The 19,237-nt window shown below is 50.1% G+C and carries 18 protein-coding genes, 4 tRNA genes and 1 other annotated feature; of the genes, 19 read left to right on the top strand and 3 right to left on the bottom strand.

The annotated features are described in order from the left end of the window. The first annotated feature begins 48 nt into the window (after positions 1-48). The 4 genes from FZ040_RS09620 to FZ040_RS09605 all read left to right on the top strand — a co-directional run bounded on the left by FZ040_RS09620 (position 49) and on the right by FZ040_RS09605 (position 4,700). Positions 49-1,551, top strand: coding sequence for an anthranilate synthase component I family protein (locus FZ040_RS09620; protein ID WP_149171781.1), 1,503 nt, complete (start codon positions 49-51; stop codon positions 1,549-1,551). Next, a complete protein-coding gene (locus tag FZ040_RS09615) occupies positions 1,532-2,101 on the top strand; it encodes an anthranilate synthase component II (RefSeq protein ID WP_149171780.1) in 570 nt (189 codons plus the stop codon). Before FZ040_RS09620 ends, FZ040_RS09615 begins: the two co-directional genes overlap by 20 nt. 139 nt (positions 2,102-2,240) lie before the next feature. Next, a complete protein-coding gene (locus FZ040_RS09610; protein ID WP_149171779.1) occupies positions 2,241-3,932 on the top strand; it encodes a DUF4127 family protein in 1,692 nt (563 codons plus the stop codon). Between the two features lie 72 nt (positions 3,933-4,004). Then, complete coding sequence (locus FZ040_RS09605; protein WP_149171778.1) at positions 4,005-4,700, top strand: thiamine phosphate synthase; 696 nt, start codon at positions 4,005-4,007, stop codon at positions 4,698-4,700. 88 nt (positions 4,701-4,788) lie between these two features. Here FZ040_RS09605 and FZ040_RS09600 read toward each other — a convergent pair whose 3' ends face one another. Continuing rightward, positions 4,789-5,868, bottom strand: a complete 1,080-nt coding sequence (locus tag FZ040_RS09600; protein ID WP_149171777.1) for a haloacid dehalogenase-like hydrolase — start codon at positions 5,866-5,868, stop codon at positions 4,789-4,791. A gap of 220 nt (positions 5,869-6,088) precedes the next feature. Between FZ040_RS09600 and clpB the strand changes: the two genes are divergently transcribed. Beyond that, a complete protein-coding gene (clpB, locus tag FZ040_RS09595) occupies positions 6,089-8,662 on the top strand; it encodes an ATP-dependent chaperone ClpB (protein WP_149171776.1) in 2,574 nt (857 codons plus the stop codon). Between the two features lie 751 nt (positions 8,663-9,413). On the opposite strand, the gene FZ040_RS09590 is transcribed toward clpB, so the two are convergent. Together FZ040_RS09590 and FZ040_RS09585 are read right to left on the bottom strand one after the other, a co-directional pair. Then, complete coding sequence (locus tag FZ040_RS09590; RefSeq protein ID WP_149171775.1) at positions 9,414-10,259, bottom strand: polysaccharide deacetylase family protein; 846 nt, start codon at positions 10,257-10,259, stop codon at positions 9,414-9,416. A 111-nt stretch (positions 10,260-10,370) separates the two neighbouring features. Next, positions 10,371-11,042: a C40 family peptidase gene (locus FZ040_RS09585; RefSeq protein WP_149171774.1), complete on the bottom strand. Its 672-nt coding sequence runs from the start codon at positions 11,040-11,042 to the stop codon at positions 10,371-10,373. A gap of 277 nt (positions 11,043-11,319) precedes the next feature. Between FZ040_RS09585 and map the strand changes: the two genes are divergently transcribed. From map to rplL, 14 genes are all read left to right on the top strand, one after another. After that, the gene (gene map, locus FZ040_RS09580; protein WP_149171773.1) at positions 11,320-12,192 is read left to right on the top strand and encodes a type I methionyl aminopeptidase; all 873 of its coding nucleotides are present in this window, start codon (positions 11,320-11,322) and stop codon (positions 12,190-12,192) included. After that, on the top strand, positions 12,192-13,511 hold the full coding sequence (locus tag FZ040_RS09575) for a DEAD/DEAH box helicase (protein ID WP_149171772.1): 1,320 nt from the start codon (positions 12,192-12,194) through the stop codon (positions 13,509-13,511). Before map ends, FZ040_RS09575 begins: the two co-directional genes overlap by 1 nt. Positions 13,512-13,651: 140 nt before the next feature. Then, positions 13,652-14,941 carry a diphosphate--fructose-6-phosphate 1-phosphotransferase gene (pfp, locus tag FZ040_RS09570; protein WP_149171771.1) on the top strand — a complete coding sequence of 430 codons (1,290 nt, stop codon included), beginning with the start codon at positions 13,652-13,654 and terminating at the stop codon, positions 14,939-14,941. A gap of 159 nt (positions 14,942-15,100) precedes the next feature. After that, positions 15,101-15,176, top strand: a tRNA-Met gene (locus tag FZ040_RS09565). Between the two features lie 38 nt (positions 15,177-15,214). After that, positions 15,215-15,290: transfer RNA gene (locus FZ040_RS09560), tRNA-Met, on the top strand. A 12-nt stretch (positions 15,291-15,302) separates the two neighbouring features. After that, a tRNA-Thr gene (locus FZ040_RS09555) sits at positions 15,303-15,378 on the top strand. 8 nt (positions 15,379-15,386) lie between these two features. Then, a tRNA-Met gene (locus tag FZ040_RS09550) sits at positions 15,387-15,463 on the top strand. Positions 15,464-15,632: 169 nt separating this feature from the next. Further along, positions 15,633-15,782, top strand: coding sequence for a 50S ribosomal protein L33 (gene rpmG, locus FZ040_RS09545; RefSeq protein ID WP_033170892.1), 150 nt, complete (start codon positions 15,633-15,635; stop codon positions 15,780-15,782). A gap of 36 nt (positions 15,783-15,818) precedes the next feature. Beyond that, positions 15,819-15,992, top strand: a complete 174-nt coding sequence (gene secE / locus FZ040_RS09540; RefSeq protein WP_033170891.1) for a preprotein translocase subunit SecE — start codon at positions 15,819-15,821, stop codon at positions 15,990-15,992. A 16-nt stretch (positions 15,993-16,008) separates the two neighbouring features. Beyond that, positions 16,009-16,560 (top strand): transcription termination/antitermination protein NusG, encoded by a 552-nt coding sequence (gene nusG, locus FZ040_RS09535; RefSeq protein WP_033170890.1) that lies wholly within the window; start codon positions 16,009-16,011, stop codon positions 16,558-16,560. 40 nt (positions 16,561-16,600) lie between these two features. Further along, positions 16,601-17,026 carry a 50S ribosomal protein L11 gene (rplK, locus tag FZ040_RS09530; RefSeq protein WP_033170889.1) on the top strand — a complete coding sequence of 142 codons (426 nt, stop codon included), beginning with the start codon at positions 16,601-16,603 and terminating at the stop codon, positions 17,024-17,026. A 66-nt stretch (positions 17,027-17,092) separates the two neighbouring features. Next, positions 17,093-17,773: a 50S ribosomal protein L1 gene (gene rplA, locus FZ040_RS09525; RefSeq protein WP_149171770.1), complete on the top strand. Its 681-nt coding sequence runs from the start codon at positions 17,093-17,095 to the stop codon at positions 17,771-17,773. 35 nt (positions 17,774-17,808) lie between these two features. Further along, positions 17,809-17,947, top strand: a sequence feature (ribosomal protein L10 leader region). Between the two features lie 34 nt (positions 17,948-17,981). After that, positions 17,982-18,521, top strand: coding sequence for a 50S ribosomal protein L10 (gene rplJ, locus FZ040_RS09520; RefSeq protein ID WP_149171769.1), 540 nt, complete (start codon positions 17,982-17,984; stop codon positions 18,519-18,521). A gap of 62 nt (positions 18,522-18,583) precedes the next feature. Next, positions 18,584-18,952, top strand: coding sequence for a 50S ribosomal protein L7/L12 (gene rplL, locus FZ040_RS09515; protein ID WP_074515948.1), 369 nt, complete (start codon positions 18,584-18,586; stop codon positions 18,950-18,952). Positions 18,953-19,237 lie beyond the last annotated feature (285 nt).

The raw sequence follows: 19,237 nt of genomic DNA, 5'->3' as shown, positions 1-19,237 counted from the left end.
CTGCAGGCGTTCCCTGCAGGGGCTTTTTGCAGAATGGAGTGAGGTAAAATGGAACTTACACCATCACGAGCTGGCTTTTGCCGGCTGGCGAAAGAAAAGAATCTGATTGCGGTCTCAACCGAAATCAATATGGATATGGATACGCCGGTATCGGTGTATTATAAACTCGTAGATGACCACAAGGGCTTTATTCTCGAATCCGTAGATACTACGCATCAGCAGTTCGGCCGGTATTCCTTTATCGGGGCCGAACCGTTTGCGCGGCTGCAGGTGTTCAAGAACCGGCTGATCATCAAAGAAAACGATTTGATGAAAACCGTGGAGGGTGAACCAACTGTTTCTATCCGGAATTATATGAAACGCTTCAGCCCTGCGCTCGAGGATGCGGAGATACCCTTGGCTAATGGCGGAATGGTCGGCTATTTCAACTATGAGATTGTTTCGACCTTTGATCGCGTGCGCGGGCTGGACCTCGGCGAGGAGGAACTTCTCGGCCAGTTTATGATTTGCCGCATTCTGGTCGTATACGATGCCCTGCGCAACAATGCCCGATTGATTTATTTTGCCGATGTCAAAGGCGCGGAGAATCCCGATGAAGTCTACGGTGTGATTGAGGAAAAGATGGCGGCCCTTAAGCAGCGGTTGGCAGAGCCCGTTAAATCACATAAAATCGAGACGTCAACCGAACGGGAACCGGTGGACTTCCTGAAAAAATACGGGGAAGCTCCGGCCGATTTTCTGTCAGCAATCCGCAAAGCCAAAGAGTATATTTTCGCCGGAGATATCTTTCAAGTGGTGCCTTCCCGTCAGTTCCGCCAGAAGATAACGAAGCCGTGCTTTCATTTTTATCGCCGCCTGCGCCAGGTGAACCCGTCGCCGTATATGTTTTATTTCAATTTCGGCAGTGTGAAATTGGTAGGCGCATCGCCGGAGATGCTCGTAAAGGTGGCTGGCGATACGGTCTACACGTATCCGATTGCGGGTACCCGCCGCCGGGGCAAAAATGCTGCCGAAGACCAGGAGCTGGCGGCAGGGCTTAAGGACGATACCAAAGAGGTGGCCGAACATTCCATGCTGGTGGATTTGGCGCGCAATGATATTGGTCGTATCAGTGAGCCGGGCACGGTCAAGGTGACGAAACTTAAACAGGTGGAATTTTTCAGTCATGTCATGCATATGGTTTCGGAAGTGACCGGGAAAATCAAGCAGGGATATGCGCCAATGGATGTCCTGCGGGCAACGTTCCCCGCAGGAACCGTCAGCGGTGCGCCAAAACTCCGGGCAATGGAAATCATTCATGAGCTTGAGCCGGTGAAGCGGAATACCTATTCGGGGACCGTTGGCTACATGGATTTTGCCGGTAACATGGATATGTGCATCACGCTCCGGACGATGCGCATCGAAAACGATGACACGGCAATCATTCAGTCTGGGGCGGGCATTGTCGCTGACTCAGTTCCGGAAAAAGAATATCAGGAAATCCTGCAGAAATCCAAGGCTCTGTTTGAAGTAGTAGAGGAGGTGGAAAACGATGCCGTTACTTTTGCTTGATAACTATGATTCATTTACCTACAATGTCTATCAGCTCTTGAGTGAACTCGGGGCTGAGGTGGAAGTCATTCGTCACGATCAGATTACCGTCGCCGAAGTTGCTGACCGGCATTATGACGGCATTGTGATTTCACCGGGACCCGGCGTGCCCAAAGACGCCGGCATCAGCGAGGAGCTTATTTATACGCTCAAAGGGAAAGTGCCGATGCTGGGGATATGTCTCGGCCATCAGGCTATCGGAGAGGTCTTTGGGGGCCGCATAGTGCGCACGGGCGAAGTCGTTCATGGCAAGACGTCACCGCTTCATCACCAGGGGACAGGACTCTACCAGGGACTGCCGCAGGACATTCCGATTGGCCGGTATCATTCACTGATTATTGACCGGTCAACACTGCCGGATTGTCTGGAAGTGACCAGTGAGTTGGCCGACGGCATGATTATGGGCGTCCGCCATAAGGAATATGCGATTGAAGGCATTCAGTTTCATCCGGAATCCATTCTGACTCCGGATGGGCGCACGATGATGCAGAATTTCCTGGAACAGTTATAGAACATAAACAGAATAAAAAATTAATATTTTATGAGCCTTTCTGTAGGGAAAGGCTTTTTCTTTTGTTTGAGTATGGTATAATAGTGTTCGTATCTCGTCAAATTAGGACTTTAGAATCGATTTACGAAAGGATTTTTTCATGCGAAAGACATTAGCCAAGGCTGGCATATTGGGATTGCTGCTACTACTGGTGCTGCCCATGACGGTGGGCGAGGCTCGCTGGAGTATCGGCCGGCATCGTGAGCAAAAAGTCGAGCAGCAGGTGCCGCCGGGACCACCGGACCATAAGGCCAAGATATTATTCATTCCCCACGACAACCGGCCGACTTCCTGTGAGCAGACGGCGGCTGTGGTTCAGGAGTTGGGGTATGAGGTAATCATGCCGGATAAAAAACTCCTCGGCGGCCTTACTACCAAGGGGGATACGGAAGAACTCTGGAAGTGGACCAAGGAAAATGCCAAAAGCGCTGAGGTGGCAGTAATCGCCACCGATTCCCTGGTTTACGGCGGTCTGGTGACTTCAAGGGTTCATGAAATCCCCAGGGCTGAGTTGAAGGAACGGGCCAATCGTCTGCATGAGCTTCGGGAGCTTCATCCGTCGTTGAAGATATACGCGTTTACGTCATTGATGCGCACGCCGCGCAGTGGTGCGGCTTCGGGCGGCGAGGACCCGGATTATTATTTCACGTATGGCACGAAGATTTTCCGCTATACGGCCTTGATGGACAAAGCGGAAATGGAAGGCTTGTCCGAGGAAGAACGTCAGGAGCTTGCGCAGCTTACGCAGGATATTCCGGCACCGGTGCTGAAGGACTGGCTTGGACGCCGCCAGCATAACCTTGAAGCAACCAAAATGCTGATTGATGATGCCCGGGCGGGGAAAATCGATTACCTGCTGATTGGCAAAGACGACAATGCGAGCCTGTCGCAGACCCATCGCGAAGACCGCTGGCTCCGCGAGTATGCCAAGAATATTCCCGACAGCCGTTTTCATATCGTGGCGGGCATTGACGAATTTGCCATGCTGCTGATGACCAGAGCGGTCAACCAGTGGGAACAGGTTGTACCGAAAGTAGCCATCCGCTACAACATCGGCAAAGGGGGGGATACGATTCCGACGTATTCCGATGAGCGCATTGCAGCTACCCTTCGTACGGAGCTCGCTGTTGCTGGTGGACAGCAGGTGGATGCACCGGGACTGGCAGATTTCACCCTGCTGGTCAATACGACACCAGAGGGCGTAACGGGGGAAGCCAATCACGTCCGTGACTGGGAACCGGCGCCGCTCAACAACTGGAAAAACCGCCCGGGTACTTATGCGTTCTTGGAACAGGTCAGCACGTTGATTCGCAAGGGCTGTTCGGTGGGAATTGCCGATATTGCCTTTTCGAATGGTTCGGATAATGTCCTGATGTATCATCTGAAGGCTAATAACCTGTTGTTTAAGTTAAAGAGTTATTCGGGATGGAATACCGGTACAAACAGCCTTGGCTTTGCGTTGGGACAGGGAATGCTGGCCAGCCGTCTGCCACAGGAGAAAGCAAATGAGCTTTTGCTGACCCGTTATCTGGATGATTGGGCTTATCAGGCCAATGTCCGTACCGCAATGGCTCATAAGATTGAGCGGTTGGGCAATCCGATGGTTTATTTGTATCTTGGCGAATATGAGCCGGAGATGGAAGCGGATTCGACGCGTCTGTTGCGCCAGTTCTGCAAAGACCATTTGCCGGAATTCAAGCAGGTTGATTCCCTGCAGGTGACATTCCCCTGGCATCGCATGTTCATTGCTTCGATTCGCTATGATGGGATGTTCGATTTTAAGCATTCATAACGAAAGAAAAACCTGCTATCATTAAGATAGCAGGTTTTTTGTAAACTTAGGAAAGGATAGTGGTTGGTGCTGATGAAGCGAAACAGAGCATTGGATATTTCTTCTTATTTAATTGTCGGACCGGAAAATACCAAGGGGCGTCCGGTGGCGGCTATTGTCCGGCCGGCAGTGGAACAGGGCTTTACCTGTGTGCAGATTCGTTCGAAGGTTGCGTCGGCGCGTGAACTCATAGGGCTTTGCCGAGAGGCGGCTGAGGTGATTGCTGCAGCGGGCAAAAGTGACTCGGTGACACTGCTGGTCAATGACCGGCTTGATGTGGCGCTGGCAGCTAGAGCCAGCGGGATTAAAGTCGATGGCATCCATGTCGGGCAGAAAGATATTCCGCCGGATATATGCCGCCGGTATTTGGGCGAAGCGGCGATTATCGGTCTATCGGCGCGGACGAATGAATTATTGGACTATGTCCGCCACTTTGATACCTGTGATATCGATTACTTTGGCGCTGGTCCCTTGCATCCAACGGCATCAAAACCAGACGCCGGGGTCGCGGCAGACGGCAGCCGCCATACGCGGACTATTGCCGAACTAACGGAGCTTTCGCGGATAAGCCCGGTTCCCGTGGTCGTCGGCGGTGGTGTAAAAGCAGCTGATTTGCCATCGCTAAAGGCGGCAGGCGTTGATGGGTTCTTTGTTATCAGCGCGGTGGCCGGAGCGGATAATCCGGCCGCTGCTGCCCGGGAATTGACCGGTATATGGAAAAGGCCATAAACAAAAGAAGTCTTGCCAATCGTCAGATGGGCAGGACTTCTTTTGCTAAGGGTTATAAAAACAATAAAGGGTTATTGGGGAACGCAGTTTATTTGATGCGTTTTACGTTATCGCCATAGATGGTTTTGAAATCATCGCGCATGGAGATAGCGGTCCAGCCATTAGCTTCGGCTGATTTTTTCATCTTCTCGGCTTTTGACGGTTTGCCAAACTCGCGGGTGGTATCGTCACAGAGCAGCGTAAAAGCGGCCGCTTTGTATTTGTTATTGGTAATCGTGTACTCGAACATGCTGGCGTCACCGGAGCTGTTGCCAAAGGCGAGGACTGGTTTCTTGCCGATTTCGCGCTCGATTTTGATAACTTTTTCCGTTTTGACGTTGATGTCTTCGAGTTTGTCGCCACGGACGAGTTTGTCGTCTTTCTTGAAATCGTGGAAGTCAGCACGGACGTCTTTGCCCTGCTTCATCGCGCGGAAGGAGTGGTCGGTGCCGATGATGTGATTCGGTGCGATATCCATGACATCTTTGACAAGGGCGCGGACGGTCTCGCGTTCGCAGCCGGAAACAATGTAGACGGTGAAGTTGTTTTTGTTGAGATACGAAACAACTTCCACCATCGGCAGGTAGAACGATTCGCCAGTCTTCAGATTGGAAAGACCTTCGACATACGTCTTGTTCATGTAATCCGTTACGTATGCCTTGTATTCTTCTGGCGTCATGCCCGCAAATACGCTGGGGAAAGTCTGGTTCTTGAATTCGTCCATTTCGTCGGTTACCTTGTGAGCGGCAATGGCTTTCTGGAATTCTGCTGCCCGGGCCTTTTCTTCGGCTGTCGGTGTATAAGTCGGGTCGTTCTGCAGGCGATGGATGTAGAGCATCCAGTCGAAATAGAACGGTGCGGTCTCGCAGAGCAGGGTGCCATCGCAGTCAAAAACGGCGATGCGGTCTTCGGCAGGGATGAAGTTTTTGCTCTTTTTGTTTGTCACGTCTTTTACATAGGCAATGAGCTGCTCTTTGGCCGGTGCATCAGCAGTCCAGTAGTGAAAATCTTTGGCAGAATTCACTTGGATCGCCGCCAGTTCACTGCGGCTGGCGGCCTGGGTGTCCATCGAAAATCCCCATGCGATGGAAGCAGCTAAGGCGCAGGCTAATAGTTTTTTCTTGTTCATATTGGTATCCCCCTGTGAATGTTTCTTATTACGCTATTGATTATATCTGTTTTGTATTGAAAAGAGTATCCTTGAAAAAGGACAAATATCGCGAAAAATGAATTTATGCGCAGAAGGTCAAAAAGTCAAAATAATATTTGACTTTTTGACCTTCTGCGGTATAATAAGAATTAGAAACGGAACCGTTTAGAATGCGTATAAGATAACGGAGGAAATAGATATGGGTCAGGAAAAATATACGACGAAAACGATGGCGGCTTTGCAGTCGGCACAGCAGCTGGCGGCAATGCGCTATCATCAGGAAATCACTTCGGCACATGTACTGTTGGCATTAGCCAAGGAGCCGGAGGGGCTGCTGGCAACGATTTTTGAAGATTGCCAGACGGACTTGCCGATGCTCAAGGCATCGCTCGAACAGGTGTTAAACAAGATACCGAGCGTAAAAGGGTCAGACCGTTTGGGTATGGGCATGGACATGGTCCGCGTATTGGGACGGGCCGAGGCTCTGGCTGGTTCCATGAAAGATGATTATATCTCGACGGAACACCTGCTGCTGGCCATCGTAACCGATGGCAGTGATGAGGTTCAGGCGGTTTGCCGCGAATTCAAATTGACGAAGGGCGGTATCCAGAGTTCTATCAAGAAGAACCGCAAACAGAATGTCACCAATGAAAATCCGGAAGAAGGCTATAAGTCGTTGGAGAAATATGGCCGCGACCTTACGGAGGCGGCACGTCATGGCAAACTCGACCCGGTCATTGGCCGCGATGAAGAGATTCGCCGGACGGTTGAAATTCTGTCTCGCCGTACGAAGAACAATCCAGTACTGATTGGTGAACCGGGCGTTGGCAAGACGGCAATTGTCGAGGGATTGGCACGCCGCATTGTAGCAGGCGATGTGCCGGAATCCTTAAAGAACAAGACACTGTATTCCCTCGATATGGGAGCGCTTATTGCCGGTGCAAAATTCCGCGGTGAGTTTGAGGAACGGCTGAAGGCAGTGCTCGGCGAAATCGTCAAATCGGATGGACAGATTCTGCTCTTTATCGATGAAGTCCATACGGTGGTAGGTGCCGGTGCAGGTGAAGGTGCCATGGATGCCGGAAATCTGCTGAAACCGATGATGGCCCGTGGGGAACTCCGCTGCATTGGCGCAACGACGCTCAACGAGTATCGTAAATATATCGAAAAGGATTCGGCGCTTGAGCGCCGCTTCCAGCCGGTAATGGTAGGCGAACCAACTGTGGAGGATACGATTTCCATTTTGCGCGGACTCAAGGAGCGCTATGAAGTGCATCATGGCGTAAGGATTCGCGACGCCGCACTGGTGTCGGCGGCAGTTCTTTCCGACCGTTATATTTCGGATCGCTTTCTGCCGGACAAGGCCATTGACCTTGTCGATGAGGCCGCGGCAAAACTTCGCACGGAGATTGAGTCGATGCCGGCACCGCTCGATGAAATCCGCCGCAAAATCATGCAGCTGGAAATTGAAGAGCAGGCACTGAAAAAAGAGAACGATGCGGCTTCGAAGGAGAAGCTCGACAGTATGGCCGCAGAGAAGGCGGAGCTCACGCAGCAGGAAGCGACCTTGAAATCCAAATGGGAGGGCGAAAAGCAGGCCATTTTGCGCGTTCGCGCCATCAAGAAAGAAATTGATGAAGTGAACAGTCAGATGGAAACGGCGGAACGCTCCTATGACCTCAACCGCCTGTCGGAATTGAAATACGGCCGTTTGCCGGAATTGCAGAAGAAACTGCAGGAGGAAGAAGCGGCAATCGGGAAGCAGTCCAAAGATGAGCAGCTGCTCAAAGAAGAAGTTGGCGAGGAAGATATCGCGAAGGTCGTCAGCCGTTGGACTGGCATTCCGGTGGCCAAGATGATGACGGGCGAGCGCGAGAAGCTGCTTCATCTGGAGGAAGTCCTGCATACGCGTGTCGTCGGGCAGGATGAAGCCGTAAGTTCGGTCAGCGAAGCTATCCTGCGGGCGCGGGCCGGCATCAAGGACCCCAACCGCCCGATTGGTTCGTTTATCTTCCTGGGGCCTACGGGCGTCGGCAAGACAGAGCTTGCCAAGACGCTGGCCGAAAGCCTTTTTGATGATGAGCGCAGCATGATTCGCATCGACATGAGCGAATATATGGAGAAGCATAGCGTATCCCGCCTGATTGGTGCGCCTCCGGGCTATGTCGGCTACGATGAAGGCGGCCAGCTTACCGAAGCTGTGCGCCGGCGTCCGTACAGTGTCATTTTGCTCGACGAGATTGAAAAAGCGCATCGGGATGTCTTCAATGTGCTGCTGCAGATTCTTGATGATGGCCGCTTGACTGATGGCAAAGGGCGTGTGGTCAACTTCAAAAACACCGTTATCATAATGACGAGCAATCTTGGTTCGCACGAAATTCTGAACAAGGATTACGAGGAGGCTAAGAAGGCTGTAGATGGTATTTTGAAGGAGTATTTCCGTCCGGAGTTTTTGAATCGAGTGGATGACATCATCGTCTTCAAGGCATTGGCCAAGGAACAGGTCAAAAATATCGCCGCCATTCTCTTGCAGAAATTGGGTGAGCGTTTGCAGAAACAGGTCAAGATTACCCTGGGCTGGAATGAGGCGGCACTGGACGCCTTGGCTGAACAGGGATTTGAACCGAACTTCGGCGCAAGACCACTTCGCCGCTTGCTGGTTCATACGGTAGAAACGGCGTTGTCCAAAGAAATCATCAAGGGAGAAGTACAGGAGGGCGATACGGTAAATATTGGTTTCTTGAATGGAACATTCACCTTTGAAAAAGCATAAACTTGCAGTTTGTGGGGGAGAGGAATGGGTTCGAAGCGTTACTCCGGCGGCGAGGGACACAGTACCAACGCTTCACCGGTGACAACCCGCTACAAGAAATTTTTGCCTTTTAATTAAGAGTTGGAAAACAGTTAAACGCGCTTCGCTTGAACGAAACTGCTTTTCCAACGAGAACGCAGGCAAAAATTTCTTGCTTAACGCGGAACGTCAAGGCTGCGCTTATGGTACTGTGTCCCCCGCCGCCTAGGATCGTGCCGACACGCAACTGCCTTACCCTCTCGGGGATGCCAGTGGCATCCCCGAGAGGTGGGCGCGAAGCGCTCGGATGAGGTCATTCTGTATAACTTACGATTAAATTTATACCTAAAGTTGCTACCTCATCCGCCCCTAACGGGGCACCTTCCCCAGAGGGGAAGGCAAAAGTTCGTGTCTGTTCTAACCTCAGCCGCCGCTAGGGACAGTGCCATAAACGAAGCTTTGATGTTTTCCGTTAAGAACGAAATTTTTATCCTCCCCCTTCGTCGGAAAAATTCTACCGTCCAAGCGAAGCGCGTTTTGGATTTTTCCGATGCTTAATTTAGGATAAAAATTTCGTTTAGGAAAACATCTTGGCGTAGTGTTGGCACTGTCCCTAGCGGCGGCGAAGAGCTGTTTCGAACCAAGACTCACTAATCCACAAACTGTAATCTACAGAAAAAGCCCATTGACTTTTACAGTAAGTCAATGGGCTTTCATAGTTGTTTTTGACATGTCATGGTGTTGGGATAAACTTTGCGAGGAAAGTGTGACCGCCAGCTACCAGATTCTTGTGGATTTTTGCCAACGGGGCGAAAATCGGAGAATATTCCAGGCGCATCTTGAAGCGCAGCTGCGTATGGTCGGTGCAGCCGAAAATAGGAACGCGGTCAAGGACGAATGGGTTTTCCGTCTGGCTGCTGACGCCGTAATTGACGGTAAAGGCTGCGCGGTAACCGGCATCTTTGGTCATTTTGATGAGGTCATCATCATAGGAGCCACAAGGATAAGCAATGAAATTGATATCCTTTTTAAGATGCCATTCCAAGGCTTTTTTGGAGCCGTCAAGCTGATTCCAGGTTTCCTCCGGACTCGTGGAATCCAGTTCCATATGTGACAGGGTATGGCTCTCAAAATCAATGCGGCCGCTTTCCTGCATCTCTTCCACCTGAGCCCAGGTCAGATAATTGGGGTAGGTGCTCACATAATCGGAAATCAGGAAAATCGTACCTTTCAGATTGTATTTTTCGAGGATGGGGTAAGCGTTGCGGTAGTTGTCCACATACCCGTCATCGAAGGTGAGAATTACCGGTTTGTCCGGCAGTTCAGTCCCGTTTTCCCAGGCATCGAACATCTCGGCTGGCGTAATGGTGTGAAAACCATTGTCGGCCAGATATTTCATTTGAGCCTCGAACTGGTCGGTGTGGACAGTCAAGGCATTTTCGTCTCGGTCGTTGATTTGATGATAATTGAGCACAGGAACAGACCGGGCCGCACTATGCATCAGATAGGCGCAGACAGCAAAACCGGCTAGTAAAAGCACAAGCGCAATGAAACTTACGCGCTTTATCCAGGTTGTCATGAGTAGACACATCCTTTTTTAGTATTCAATCCTGTCTAATATAATACAATCAAGTTGACATGTCAAATGAAAAACTCCCCGTCCGCAGACAGGGAGTTTTCTGTTGCTGTTTTACTGGAGTACGCGGCAGGCACCGGCATAATGTGCTACGCGATAATCACGGGATAAATCGTCATAGGCAATGCCGTAAGTGGTGGAGGCATGAATCATCTTGCCGTCGCCAACGTAAATGCCTACATGGGAAATATTCACGTAATCACCAGCGAAGAATACCAGGTCGCCGGGCTGAAGTTCCGATTTGCTGACCGGTGTACCGGCAGTTGCCTGAACATCTGCCGTGCGCGGCAGGTCGATGCCGCAGCGGGCAAATACATACTGCACGAAACCGGAGCAGTCAAAACCGCTCGGAGAAGAACCGCCCCACACATACGGAACGCCGAGGAACTGCTGCGCGGTATCGATGACGTTGTTGCCGCTGGTAATGTAAGATTCTGGTTTTACCTTTGGCATCGGACGGTGCAGAAGCATCTCATAAGACTGTGCCCCTACGAGTCCATCAACATCGAGGTGATTATCTTTCTGGAACTGACGGACCGCTTCCTGAGTAGCCGGACCGAAGTCGCCATCAACACTTACATCGTAACCGGAGCTGGCCAAAGCCTGCTGGATTTCTGTTACTTCCTGTCCCGTATCGCCGAGACGGAAGGCAGCCGCATCGCTGACCGATGGAACCGAAAGGCAGAACGCGGCGGCTAAAAGCATAGCACCAATTTTCTTACGCAATAGAAGACCTCCTCAAAACATTACATATTAATCTCTAATTTTCAATTTAAACTTCGGATATTATACCATGTTAGTACCTGAGAGGTCAACTGGGTCATAAATGGCGGCGGGCAATATCGTACGCCCCGTGGCGATGCAAAAACAGGACGCTTATAGAATTGATAAGAGAACGATTTGCCTATGGCAAATCTGAAACAAAGGCGTTATAATAAAAGATGCTGTATTTGATTAGGAACCGCGGAAGTTGATTCCATAGATAAAGGAGATATTGCAATTTATGCAGAGAAATGATTTGTGCTGGTGTGGCAGCGGGAAAAAATATAAGAAATGCCATGCCGACTTTGATGAACGTTTGGATGAAATGAAGTTTAACGTGTTTTTGGGGCAGTGCCGTCCGCCAAAGAAGATTATCAACAATGCTCATGACATCGAATGCATCCGCAAGGCTGGTGTAATCAACGATGGTGCCCTGGATTTGGCAGGAACGCTGGTAAAAGAAGGCGTGGACACGGCAACGATTGATAAAGCCGTTCATGATTATATTGTCGAGCGTGGCGGTTATCCGTCGTGTCTTAATTATGAAGGCTTTCCGAAGAGCTGCTGCATTTCCATCAACGAGGTGGTCTGCCATGGCATCCCGTCGCCGAAGACGATTTTGAAGGATGGCGATATCCTCAACATTGATATAACGACGACGCTGGATGGGTATTATGCTGATGCATCGCGTATGTTTATGGTAGGAAATGTTTCGCCGGAAGCGGAGAAACTGGTGCGTGTTACCAAAGAATGCATGGAGCGTGGCATCGCGGCTGCGAAACCCTGGCATTTTGTCGGTGACATCAGTGCTGCCTGCGGAGATTATGCACATCTTAATGGCTATTCTGTCGTGACGGACTTGGGTGGTCATGGTGTTGGCAAAGATTTCCACATGGAGCCGTTTGTCGCGCATGAAGGCGAGGCGAATACCGGCATGCTGCTGGTGCCGGGCATGGTGCTGACGGTTGAGCCGATGATCAACGTTGGCAAGAAGCAGGTTACCGTGGACAGCAGCGATAACTGGACTGTTCGCACGAAGGATAAGAAACTCTCGGCTCAGTGGGAGAAGACGATTCTCATCACGGAAACAGGTACGGAGGTATTGTCGTCGTAATGACAACATTTAAAGAATTAGGAATCAGCGATAGCGTATGCGAAGCGTTGCGCAACAAAGGAATCAAAGAAGCTACTCCGGTTCAAGAGCAGGCCATTCCGCTCGTTCGTGCCGGTAAGGATGTCATCGCCCAGGCACAAACCGGTACCGGCAAGACGCTGGCATTTTTGCTGCCTATCCTGGAAAAAATCAAGCCGCAGGCTGATGTCGCCCAGGCACTGGTCGTCACGCCGACCCGTGAACTGGCAATTCAGATTGCCAAAGTGGCATCAATAGTAGGTGAGGCTGCTGGTGTCAGCTCACTGGTCATTTACGGTGGGCAGGACATTGAACGCCAGAAACAGAAACTTCGCCGTCACCCGCAGCTTATCATCGGCACGCCGGGGCGTCTTCTCGACCATCTGCGCCGCGGTACGATTGACTTGTCAAAAGTCAATAAAGTAGTGCTCGATGAAGCTGATGAGATGATGCGCCTCGGCTTTATCGAGGATGTCGAGGTGCTGCTGAAGGCGGCGGCAAACGACCGCCAGCTGACCTTGTTCTCGGCAACAATGCCGGACCGTATCAAGGCATTGGCTGCTCGTTATATGCGGGCCCCTGAGAACATCAAAATCAAGAGCGAGCACGTGACGCTGGATGCCATTGAGCAGGTTATCATCGATACAACGGAAGAGCAGAAAATCGACCGTCTGTGTGAATGCATCAACGGCGATAATCCATATCTGGCCATGGTATTCTGCCATACCAAACAGCGGGCACATATGGTTACGATGGCACTGGCTGCCCGCGGCTATCTGGTTGATGAACTGCATGGCGATTTGTCGCAGGTGCAGCGCGCTTTGGTGCTCAAGCGTTTCCGCAAAGCGGAACTGCAGATACTCTGCGCGACGGATATTGCTGCCCGCGGCCTTGATATCGAGGGCGTGACGCATGTATTTAACTACGATATTCCGCATGATGCCGAAAGCTATATCCATCGTATCGGCCGTACCGGACGAGCTGGCCAGCAGGGCAAGGCGGTGACCTTTGTCAATGCACGGCAATACGATTTGCTGCGCCGCATTGAGACGGGCATCAAGAATCGTATCCGCAAGGAACATTCGGAACGCCATCACAAGCACCAGGAGAAGCAGGCCAAGATTCTGCAGGAAATCCGTCAAAAGCGCGAGGAGAAAAAGAAAAAGGCGAAACCTCTTTCCAAATATGCCAATCGCAAGGGCGCTTCCCACAAAGGTCGCAATGGACGGAGCCGCCGTACATCTGCGCCAAAGAAAACCAAAACGAATTTCGGCAATCGTTCCAAGATGGGACGTCATTGATAAAAAGCTTTCTGATTGAAAAATCAGGAAGCTTTTTTATTATTTGTCGTAAATTTTCAAAAAAATCTACCAAAACAAGCAGGAAATCAGGGAAAAAGGTCGAAAACTTTCACTGTAACCAAATAAAAGGGGGAGATTCCATGATTGGTATCAAAAATGTTATTGCCATTGTTTGCGGCGGTGGACCGGCGCCAGGCATCAACAGTGTTATCTCAGGTGTAGTCAACGAGGCGACTCGTCATGGCTGGGATGTCTTAGGTATTTACGACGGTTTTTCCCGCATTGGCCGTGGGGAAAAGAATTATGTCCGCTTGGAACCGAAGAATATCAGCCGCATCCATCTGACTGGTGGCTGCATCCTCAAGATGTCGCGCTTCAACCCAACGAAAAAAGAGTCGGATTTGCGGACCGTAGTGGAGACGCTTACGGAACTTGGTGTAACGCATCTGGTGACGATTGGCGGTGACGATACGGCCTACAGTTCGGCCGCGGTTTCGGAATATGCGCGCAAGATGGGACGTACCATCAACGTCGTTCATGTCCCCAAGACCATCGATAACGACCTGCCGCTTCCGGAGGGCGTACCGACCTTTGGCTTTGAAACGGCACGCGCTTTTGCTACGACGGAAATTGAAAACCTCATGGAAGATGCCCGCACGACGAACAACCGCTGGTACTTTACCATTGCCATGGGACGTACGGCAGGTCATCTGGCCCTCGGCATGGGCCGCAGTGCCGGAGCAGCCCTTACGGTAATTCCTGAGGAGTTCCCCGAGGAAAAGATTCCGCTTCAGCAGATTGTCGATATCATCACGGGGTCGGTAGTCAAACGTTACCTGACGGGCAAGAACTACGGCGTTGCAGTTATCGCGGAGGGTGTTATCGAGAAAATCGCTCCGGAAGACTTCGAAAAACTTGGCACGGTAGTTAAAGACGAGCATGGACATATCCGTTACAGCGAATTGGACTTCGGTGAAATCCTCAAACAGGCTGTACTGGCAGAAGTCAAAAAACTTGGAATCAAGATTTCGGTCATTGATAAAGAAATCGGTTATGAGCTTCGCTGCACGGCGCCGATTGCTTACGATATCGATTATGCACGCTCCCTTGGTTATTCGGCCGTTAAATTCCTCATGGCAGGTGACAGCGGTGCGCTGATTACGATACAGGACAACAAAGCAGTACCAATGCGCTTTGAGGACATTAAAGATCCGGCAACCGGCAAAACGATGGTCCGCAAGGTCAATATCGATTCTATCCAGTATCGGATTGCCCGTGGGCTCATGATGCGGCTGGAACGGGAAGACCTCGATGACCCGGGACTGGCCAATGCCTACCGCATGGAGCCGAAGGCATTCAAAGAACGTTACCTGTATCTCTTCGATGATAAGGAAGAAAAAGCGGCAGGTGCTTCTAAGAAAAAGAAATAAACTGGCGCATTGATACGCCTGAAATTAGCAGGAGAAAATTCTTCTGCTAATTTTTTTATTTTTTTTAGAAAAAGGGGTTGACGGATAGGTCGAGATACTCTATAATAATTTCTTGTCAGCCAGTGATGCGAAAGAAAATGCATTACGGATGAGAAATATCGCGGGGTGGAGCAGTCGGTAGCTCGTCGGGCTCATAACCCGAAGGTCACAGGTTCAAGTCCTGTCCCCGCAACCAAATGATAATTACCCAACATTCGAGATAATTTTTATTATCGCGGGATGGAGCAGTCGGTAGCTCGTCGGGCTCATAACCCGAAGGTCACAGGTTCAAGTCCTGTTCCCGCAACCAAATGCTGGAAGTGCTGATATAGCTCAGTCGGTAGAGCGTATCCTTGGTAAGGATAAGGTCACCAGTTCAATCCTGGTTATCAGCTCCATATATTCTGGCGGCGTAGCTCAGTTGGCTAGAGCATGCGGTTCATACCCGCAGTGTCAGGAGTTCAAATCTCTTCGCCGCCACCAAATTTACAAATGAACCCCTATTGAAGGGGTTTTATTTATGTATAATGTCGAAAAAATAATTTCACCTTGTCAAGGTTTTTTTATTGACAGTCTTTGGTAAGTGTGATAAATTGTATTAGTGACATTGTGAAAGAGTCATAGTTTCTGAGCGTAAGGGGTGTAATAAGAGATGCGCAACAATATCACGTTGGAGTGCACGGAGTGCAAAAGCCGCAACTACCGTACCAACAAGAACAAGAAGAACAACCCGGATCGTCTGGAGTTCAATAAGTACTGCAAGTTCTGCAAGAAGCACACGCTGCACAAAGAGACGAAATAATCGCTTTAGCGGGTTGAACGGAGATGTGAAGTAACTGTGAAGAAATTCATAGACGAAGTAATCGCCGAGATGAAAAAAGTATCCTGGGCAACAAAGAAGGAGCTTTTCAACTATACAATAGTTGTCGGCATCGCTGTTGCGATTGTCTGTGCCCTGATTTGGTTCTGCGATACGGTCTTTGCAAGATTGTTCCACATCATTTTAAGGTAAGCAGGGTGAGATAAGCATGGCAGACAAGGACGAGATGGATCTCCGTCAGGATAATCCTGGCAGAGCCTGGTATGTAATTCATACCTATTCAGGTTACGAGAATAAGGTTAAAGCGAATCTCGAACGCCTGATTCACACGGCCAATATGAGCGACATGATTTTTAATGTCGTCGTTCCCGTAGAGGATGAGGTCGAAATCAAGGACGGCAAGAAAAAAGTCGTTCCGAGAAAAGTCTTCCCAGGCTATGTGCTGGTTGACATGATTGTCGATGAGCATTCCTGGTACGTTGTGCGCAACACCACTGGTGTAACGGGGTTTGTCGGTTCTGAGAAACACCCGATTCCGCTTACTGATGCTGAAGCGAAACGTATCTTGAAATCCATGGGCGAGGAAGAGCTTAAACCCGAACTGGACGTTTCCGTCGGGGATGTGGTTCGCATCAACTCGGGCGTTTTTGAGAACTATACTGGTACTGTTTCTGAAATCGATCAGGAAAAAGGCCGTTTGAAAGTTCTGGTAGAGGAAACCCCGATTGACCTTGGCTTCAATCAGGTCGAAACACTCTAATTGAAGCCACTAAAATCCATTTTTGGGAGGTGTAAATACAATGGCAAAGAAAGTTTCTAAGATTGTCAAGCTCCAGGTTGTTGCTGGTAAAGCTAATCCGGCTCCTCCGGTAGGTCCGGCTCTTGGTCAGGCTGGTGTCAACATCATGGGCTTCTGTAAGGAATTCAACGAGAGAACCAAAGCACAGGCTGGCCTTGTCATCCCTGTTGTTATCACGGTTTTTGAGGATAGATCCTTCACGTTCATCACCAAGACTCCGCCGGCTGCTGTTCTTCTGAAGAAGGCTGCTAAGATCGACAAAGCTTCTGGTGAGCCGAACAAGAACAAAGTTGCTAAACTGCCGCGTGCAGAGGCAATGAAGATTGCTGAGAGCAAGATGGCTGACCTCAACGCTGCTGACATCGAGGCTGCTACCCGCATGATCGAGGGTACGGCTCGCAGCATGGGTATTGAAATCGTTGACTAATTAAGGCTTCGATTTCATCCCGTGGGAGGAAATTACCGTTATTACCACGAGAGGAGATTACTTACAATGGCTAAAGCTGGTAAGAAATATCAGGACGCTTGCAAGCTCGTAGAAGCTGGCAAGGTCTACACGGCTGCTGAGGCTATGGAACTCGTCAAGAAGACGGCTACGAAGAAGTTCGATGAAACCATCGAGCTGCACGTTCGTCTCGGCGTTGATCCGAAATACGCTGATCAGCAGGTCCGCGGCGCTATGGTCCTGCCGCATGGCACGGGTAAATCCAAGCGCGTACTCGTCTTCGCAAAAGGCGAGAAAGTTAAGGAAGCAGAAGCAGCAGGTGCTGACTTCGTTGGTTCCGATGAAATCGTCCAGAAAATCCAGGGCGGCTGGCTCGACTTTGATGTCGCTGTCGCTACTCCGGACATGATGGGCACTGTCGGTCGTCTTGGTAAGGTCCTTGGTCCTCGCGGCCTCATGCCGAACCCGAAACTGGGCACGGTTACGATGGATCTCACGAAGGCTATTTCCGAGATTAAAGCAGGTAAAGTCGAGTACCGTACCGATAAAGCAGGTAATGTTCATTGCCCGATCGGTAAGGCATCCTTCGACGCTGAGAAGCTTCAGCAGAACTTCCAGGCCCTGATTGATACACTGAACCGTGTAAAACCGGCTGCTGCTAAAGGCCAGTACATGCGCTCCATTACGGTCAGCGCAACGATGGGCCCTGGCATCCCGGTTCAGCTCTAATCTGAGCTGATTAGGTTCACGAGGCTCCGGTCTCATTAACTGTATAACGATGGCTGTAGACAGCAGGTTTGATTTTATCATCTAACGACGATTCGTCGCCTGCCGAGGCCGGAGCACATTGAATTTGACTATTCAACCTCCGGCTGGTGCAGCCGGAGGTTTTTTTACAGGCTTTAAAATATATTGTAGACAGGAGGTGTATTCTAGAATGGCAGATTTAACGAAAAAACAGGCAATCGTCGCTGAGCTCAAAGACCAGCTGACGAATGCTAAAGGTGTAGTCCTCACGGGCTATAAAGGTCTGACGGTTGCTCAGGACACGGAACTCCGCCGCGAGCTCCGCGCTGCTGGCGTAACGTATCATGTTGTTAAAAACACGATGCTCCGTCTGGCTGCTAAAGAAGCTGGTATCGAGGGCTTTGATGAGCATCTCGAAGGCACGACGGCTTTCGCATTCTCCATGGAGGATGCTATTGCTCCGGCAAAAGTCATCTGCGGCTTCATCAAAAAGAACAAACTCGACGAGAACGAGGTACTGACGATTAAAGTTGGTACGGTTGAGGGCAAGGTCATTGACGCTAATGAGGTCAAGGCTCTGGCTTCGCTGCCGTCTCGCGAGGAACTCATCGCCAAGATGCTGGGCAGCATGAACGCTCCGATTTCCAATACGGTCAACGTTCTGCAGGGTGTTATCCGCAATGCTGTTTATGTGCTTGACGCTGTTCGCGCTCAGAAGGAATCCGCTTAATCGCGTTCCCTCATATAATTAATTAAGAAATTTAAAGAAAAGATTTTTGGAGGTATATTCAAATGACTAAAGAAGAAATCATGGAAGCCATTGAGAACATGACTGTCCTCGAGCTGTCTGAGCTCGTTAAAGCTATGGAAGAGAAATTCGGCGTTAGCGCTGCTGCTCCGGTTGCAGTTGCTGCTGCAGGTGCTGCAGGCGCTGCTGCTGGCGAAGAGAAATCCGAGTTCACGGTTGTTCTCGCTTCCGCTGGCGACAAGAAAATCAACGTTATCAAAGCTGTCCGTGAAGCTACGGGTCTCGGCCTGAAAGAGGCTAAGGCTCTCGTTGATGGCGCTCCGGCTAACGTTAAAGAGAACGTTGCTAAGGCTGAGGCTGAGTCCCTCAAGGCTGCTCTTGAAGAGGCTGGCGCTACGGTTGAACTGAAGTAATTTCAGCTTCCGACGTTTAAAAGAATCACTCCTTCGGGAGTGGTTCTTTTTTTATATAATTTTTTCTTTGCCAAGCAGGAATGCTTGACAGAACGGGTAAACAGTGCTAAACTAAGAAACTACAGGAAAATGAATAGGGATAACTATGCGCAAGCGGAAAGAAACTGGAAGCAAGGTGTAAAATGTCTCATACCTTGTTTTTTTTCTGGTTCCTGTATTCCGCTATTGTTTGTGTGGTTATAATCCCTGCATTTCAAAGATCATTCTAGTAAAAATCAGGCTAAG

The organism is Pseudoselenomonas ruminis (assembly GCF_008271295.1).
Taxonomy (GTDB): domain Bacteria; phylum Bacillota; class Negativicutes; order Selenomonadales; family Selenomonadaceae; genus Selenomonas_A; species Selenomonas_A ruminis.
This window is presented reverse-complemented; position numbering and strand designations above follow the sequence as displayed.

Coding starts and splice junctions, on each gene's coding strand:
- FZ040_RS09620 (WP_149171781.1), top strand. CDS start 49: ATGGAACTTACACCATCACGAGCTGGCTTTTGCCGGCTGGCGAAAGAA.
- FZ040_RS09615 (WP_149171780.1), top strand. CDS start 1,532: ATGCCGTTACTTTTGCTTGATAACTATGATTCATTTACCTACAATGTC.
- FZ040_RS09610 (WP_149171779.1), top strand. CDS start 2,241: ATGCGAAAGACATTAGCCAAGGCTGGCATATTGGGATTGCTGCTACTA.
- FZ040_RS09605 (WP_149171778.1), top strand. CDS start 4,005: ATGAAGCGAAACAGAGCATTGGATATTTCTTCTTATTTAATTGTCGGA.
- FZ040_RS09600 (WP_149171777.1), bottom strand. CDS start 5,868: ATGAACAAGAAAAAACTATTAGCCTGCGCCTTAGCTGCTTCCATCGCA.
- clpB (WP_149171776.1), top strand. CDS start 6,089: ATGGGTCAGGAAAAATATACGACGAAAACGATGGCGGCTTTGCAGTCG.
- FZ040_RS09590 (WP_149171775.1), bottom strand. CDS start 10,259: ATGACAACCTGGATAAAGCGCGTAAGTTTCATTGCGCTTGTGCTTTTA.
- map (WP_149171773.1), top strand. CDS start 11,320: ATGCAGAGAAATGATTTGTGCTGGTGTGGCAGCGGGAAAAAATATAAG.
- FZ040_RS09575 (WP_149171772.1), top strand. CDS start 12,192: ATGACAACATTTAAAGAATTAGGAATCAGCGATAGCGTATGCGAAGCG.
- pfp (WP_149171771.1), top strand. CDS start 13,652: ATGATTGGTATCAAAAATGTTATTGCCATTGTTTGCGGCGGTGGACCG.
- rpmG (WP_033170892.1), top strand. CDS start 15,633: ATGCGCAACAATATCACGTTGGAGTGCACGGAGTGCAAAAGCCGCAAC.
- nusG (WP_033170890.1), top strand. CDS start 16,009: ATGGCAGACAAGGACGAGATGGATCTCCGTCAGGATAATCCTGGCAGA.
- rplK (WP_033170889.1), top strand. CDS start 16,601: ATGGCAAAGAAAGTTTCTAAGATTGTCAAGCTCCAGGTTGTTGCTGGT.
- rplA (WP_149171770.1), top strand. CDS start 17,093: ATGGCTAAAGCTGGTAAGAAATATCAGGACGCTTGCAAGCTCGTAGAA.
- rplJ (WP_149171769.1), top strand. CDS start 17,982: ATGGCAGATTTAACGAAAAAACAGGCAATCGTCGCTGAGCTCAAAGAC.
- rplL (WP_074515948.1), top strand. CDS start 18,584: ATGACTAAAGAAGAAATCATGGAAGCCATTGAGAACATGACTGTCCTC.